This window comes from Saccharomonospora iraqiensis subsp. paurometabolica YIM 90007 (assembly GCF_000231035.2).
GTDB classification, from domain to species: Bacteria; Actinomycetota; Actinomycetes; order Mycobacteriales; family Pseudonocardiaceae; genus Saccharomonospora; species Saccharomonospora paurometabolica.
Window position 1 is genome coordinate 98,579 of record NZ_KI912185.1, and the last position, 4,581, is coordinate 103,159.

General features: G+C 71.4%; 3 protein-coding genes. 2 read left to right on the forward strand and 1 reads right to left on the reverse strand.

The features are described from left to right. Positions 1-474 (forward strand): cell division protein FtsL (locus tag SACPADRAFT_RS31845; RefSeq protein WP_007026611.1); only part of this gene is annotated, 474 nt, incomplete at its 5' end. Positions 475-597: 123 nt separating this feature from the next. Further along, complete coding sequence (locus SACPADRAFT_RS0200565; protein ID WP_007026612.1) at positions 598-2,511, forward strand: peptidoglycan D,D-transpeptidase FtsI family protein; 1,914 nt, start codon at positions 598-600, stop codon at positions 2,509-2,511. Between the two features lie 114 nt (positions 2,512-2,625). Here the strand turns inward: SACPADRAFT_RS0200565 and SACPADRAFT_RS0200570 are convergent, their stop codons facing one another. Continuing rightward, complete coding sequence (locus tag SACPADRAFT_RS0200570; protein WP_007026613.1) at positions 2,626-4,422, reverse strand: AMP-dependent synthetase/ligase; 1,797 nt, start codon at positions 4,420-4,422, stop codon at positions 2,626-2,628. Positions 4,423-4,581 lie beyond the last annotated feature (159 nt).

Sequence of the window (4,581 nt, forward strand, 5' to 3'; positions counted from 1 at the left end):
CGCACGGCCACCGGACCGGACACCGCGCCGTCCCGGAAGCGGACCGGGGGGCGGGCCGCGGCGGGGGCGACGCTGCGGGACCGGGTGCTGGACTGGCCCCGCTCGCGCTCGTCGTTCGTCCTGGTGCTGATGGCGCTGATGATCGTGGGCGTGGCGGTGACGTTGTGGCTGTCCACGCAGGCGATCGCGGACTCCTGGCGGCTGCAGGAACTGCGGGAGGGCAACACCGAGCTGACCGAGCGCGTCGAGCGGTTGCAGCGCGAGGTGGGACAGTTGCAGTCACCGTCGTCGTTGGCCGAGCGGGCCGAGGCCCTGGGCATGGTCCCGGCCGGACCGGCCGCGCGGCTCGTCGAGGACGCCGACGGCGACGTCACCGTGGTCGGGGACCCGGAGGCGGCCACTCCACCACCGGACGGGAGCGGGACCGCCGTGGACGGTGCGGCGGGCACGGGCGGCGCCGACGACGGCACCTGACCCCGATGCCGGGAGCCGGGACGCCGGCGGCAGCGTCCCGTCGTGGTCACGGCATGACCGGGTGACGGCGGCGGGCCCGGTGACGGCAGGATCCGGGAACGGCAGACACAGCGGGAGGACGACATGGCAGGCCGGCCCACGGCGCGCGGGGGGCCGTCCGGCAACGGCGCACGCCGCACCTACTCCGTCGGTGCCCGCCGGGGCGGCACGGTCTCGGTGCGCAACAACCGCGGCCGCTTCGTCGCGGGGCGCATCGTGCTCACCCTGGTGCTGGTCGTGGCGGGACTGCGACTGGGCTACATCCACGGGTTCGAGGCGGACGCCCTCTCCGAGCGCGCGGAACGACAGCGGACCACGCCGATCGACCTCCCCGCACCCCGTGGCGCCATCGTCGACCGGGACGGCAACAAACTGGCGTTCAGTGTGGAGACCCGCGCCCTGTGGGTGCATCTGCGCAGCATGCGGGAGGAATGGGCGGAAGCGGCGCGGTCCGACTCCGATTCGGGCGAGGACTTCGACACCCGGGCCGCCGAGGTCGCCGGCTTCATCGCGCGGCAGCTCCCGCACCGCACGACGGAGGAGCAGCTGCTGCGTCTGTTCCACAAGGACGCACCGTTCACCTACCTCGTCGAGGGTGTGCAGCCGTCGGTGGCCGAGGAGATCGAGGAGAAGTACCCGGAGATCGGGTACGAGAAGCGGGCGAAGCGCGTGTATCCGGGCGGTGACCTGGCGATGAAGGTCGTCGGGTACGCGAACTGGCGGCAGGACGACCCGGATCCGAGCAAGCACAACCTCGGCGGACTGTCCGGCTTGGAGTCCATGCGCAACGAGGTCCTGGCGGGCACCCCGGGCAGACAGATCGTCAACACCCCGGGGCAGGGTCTCGATCTGGTGATCCCCGGTACCGAACGGAACGTGCAGCCGGCCACGCCGGGCTCGGATCTGGAACTGACGCTCGACTCGGATGTGCAGTACGAGGTGCAGCGCACCCTCGCCGACTACGTCGAACGCGCGCACGCCGAGGGCGGGGCCGCCGTGGTTCTGGACGCCGAGACCGGCGAGGTCCACGCCCTCGCCAACGACACCACGTTCGACCCGGGCGAGGACGAACTGACGAACGAGGCGCTCGGCAACGACGCGGTGACCACGCCGTTCGAACCGGGGTCGGTCGCGAAGGTGGTCACCGCCACCGCCGCGATCGAGGACGGGATCGTCGGCCCGGACTCGGTGCTCGAGGTCCCCGGCTCCCTCCGGATCGCCGACCACACGGTGCACGACGCCTGGACCCACGGCACCCAGCGGTTCACCACCCGCGGCGTGTTCGCCAAGTCGTCCAACGTCGGGACCCTGCAACTGGCCCGCGAGCTCGGTCCGGACCGGTTCCTGGAGGAGCTGGAGCAGTTCGGCGTGGGCCGGACGACGGGGATCGGCCTGCCCGGGGAGAGCCCGGGTTACGTCCCGCCGCGGGACGAGTGGTCCGGCACGACCTTCGGGAACCTGCCGATCGGCCAGGGCATGTCGATGACCGTGGTGCAGATGGCGAGCCTGTACCAGGCGCTCGCCAACGACGGTGTCCGGGTGGAACCCAGGATCGTGCGGGCGCGGATCACCCCGGACGGGGAGCGTGTGCCGGAACCCGCCCCCCGCACGACCCGCGTGGCCGACCCGGCGACGGCGGACACGGTCACCGACATGCTGCGGGCCGTGGTGCAGGACGGGGACTACGAGCACCGGGGCACCGCGCCGGAGGCCGCGCTGGAGGGCTACCAGATCTCCGGTAAGACCGGGACGGCGCAGCAGGTGGACCCGGAGACCGGCCGATACAGCAACACGCTGCACAACGTCACCTTCGCCGGGACCGTCCCCGCCGACGACCCACGGTTCGTGGTCGGGGTGTGGTTGGACGCCCCCGACACGACGCTGCCGGAGTACGGCTCCGCGGCGCCGCTGTTCCGCGAGATCGCCGGGTTCCTCGCCCAGCACTACCGTCTCCCGGTCTCGGACGAGCCCGCCCCGAGGCACCCCCTGGTGCGCTGACCGGGACCGGCACGGGGTCCGGACACGAGAAGGCCCGGGGCGGCTCGCGCCCCGGGCCTTCCGCGTGATGTCCGCCGGTGTGGGCCCCGCGGGGGGATCACCGGCGGGAGGGGATCACTGTGCGTAGAGCTGTTCGATCGCCTCGGCGTAGTTCTTGCCGACCACGTTGCGCTTGAGCTTCATGCTCGGCGTGATCTCGCCGCCGGCCTCGGTGAAGTCGTGCGGCAGCACGGCGAACTTCTTGATCGCCTCGGCGTTCGACACGAACGTGTTCGCCTCGTCGACGGCGGCCTGGACGTCGGCCCGCAGCTGCGGGTCGTCGGCGAGGTCGGCCACGGTCGCGTCCGCGGGCTTGCCGTGCTGCTGCTTCCAGGTCGGGAAGAACTCCTCGTCGACGGTGATCAGCGCGCCGATGAACGGCCGCTGGTCCCCGACGACCATCGCCTGACTGATCAGCGGCTTGGACTTGAGCGTGTCCTCGAGGCCGGACGGGGCGACGTTCTTGCCGCCCGCGGTCACGATGATCTCCTTCTTCCGGCCGGTCAGCTTCAGGAAGCCGTCCTCGTCGAGCTGGCCGAGGTCGCCGGTGTGGAACCAGCCGTCCTCCAGCGACTCGTTGGTGGCCTGCTCGTTGTTCCAGTACCGGGGGAACACGACGTCTCCCTTGAGCAGGACCTCGCCGTCCTCGGCGATGCGGACCGAGGTGCCCGCCACCGGCTTGCCGACCGTGCCGACCCGGAACTCGTCGCGGGTGTTGACGTTGGCCGCCGCCGAGGTCTCGGTGAGCCCGTACCCCTCGAACACCGGCACGCCGATGCCGCGGAAGAAGTGCGCGAGCCGGCCGCCGAGCGGTGCGCCGCCGGAGACGGCGGCGATGCAGCGCCCCCCGAGCGCGGCACGCAGTTTCGTGTAGACCAGCTTGTCGAACACCGCGTGCTTGAGCTTCAGGCCGAGGCCGGGGCCGCCCCCGTCCTGCGCCTTGCTGTAGGCCACGGCCGTGGCCTCGGCCTTGTCGAAGATCTTGCCCTTGCCCTCGGAGTGCGCCTTGAGCTTCGAGTTGTTGTAGACCTTCTCGAACACCCGCGGCACCGCGACCACGAAGGTCGGGCGGAACGTGCTCAGGTCGGCGAGCAGATCCTTGATGTCGGGGGTGTGCCCGAGCGTGACCCGCGAGGTGAACGCGGTCAGCGCGATCGCGCGGGCGAGGATGTGCGCCAGCGGCAGGAACAGCAGCTGGGAGTTGCCCGCGTCCATCAGCTGGGGGAAGGCCTTGATGTCGGCCCGCACCTCGGCCAGCAGGTTGTGGTGCGTCAGCACGACACCCTTGGGCCTGCCCGTGGTGCCCGAGGTGTAGACGATGGTGGCCACGTCCTGCGCGCCGACGCTGCGCCTGCGGGTGTGCACGTCGTCGTCGGCGACCTCGGACCCCAGTGCGGACAGTTCGTCGACCGCGGGCCGGTCGCCCTCGATCTGCCAGAGGTTGTCCAGTTCGGGCAGGCGCTCGCGCACGGACCCGACCGTCTCGGCGTGCTCGGCGGTCTCCACGACGACGGCCCGGGCTCCCGAGTCGGTCAGGATCCAGTGTGCCTGCTCGGCCGACGACGTGTCGTAGATCGGGACGGTCACGCCGCCCGCGGCCCAGATGGCGAAGTCGATCAGGGTCCACTCGTAGCGGGTCTTGGACATCAGTCCGACCCGGTCACCCTGCTCGATGCCGGCGGCCATCAGGCCCTTCGCGACGGCGAGTACCTGCGCGGCGAACTCGGCCGCGGTGACGTCGCGCCACGAGCCGTCGACCTGGCGACGGAAACTCACGGTGTCGCCGAACCGCTCGGCGTTGACCCAGACGACGTCCGACATGTTCTCGTCGTCGGCGACCGCAGCAGTCGTGGGGGCGCTGTACTCGCGCACGTCCACCTCCGTGTCCAAGCATTGTTACTGGCCGGTCAACCTAACCCCTGTCCGCTTTCGTGCCTATGCCCGGGGGCCGATGAGTTCGCCGGACGTGCGATCGTGACCGCCGTGTCCGACACCGCTGACGCCTCCGCGGGCCTGCCCGCGCCGGACCAC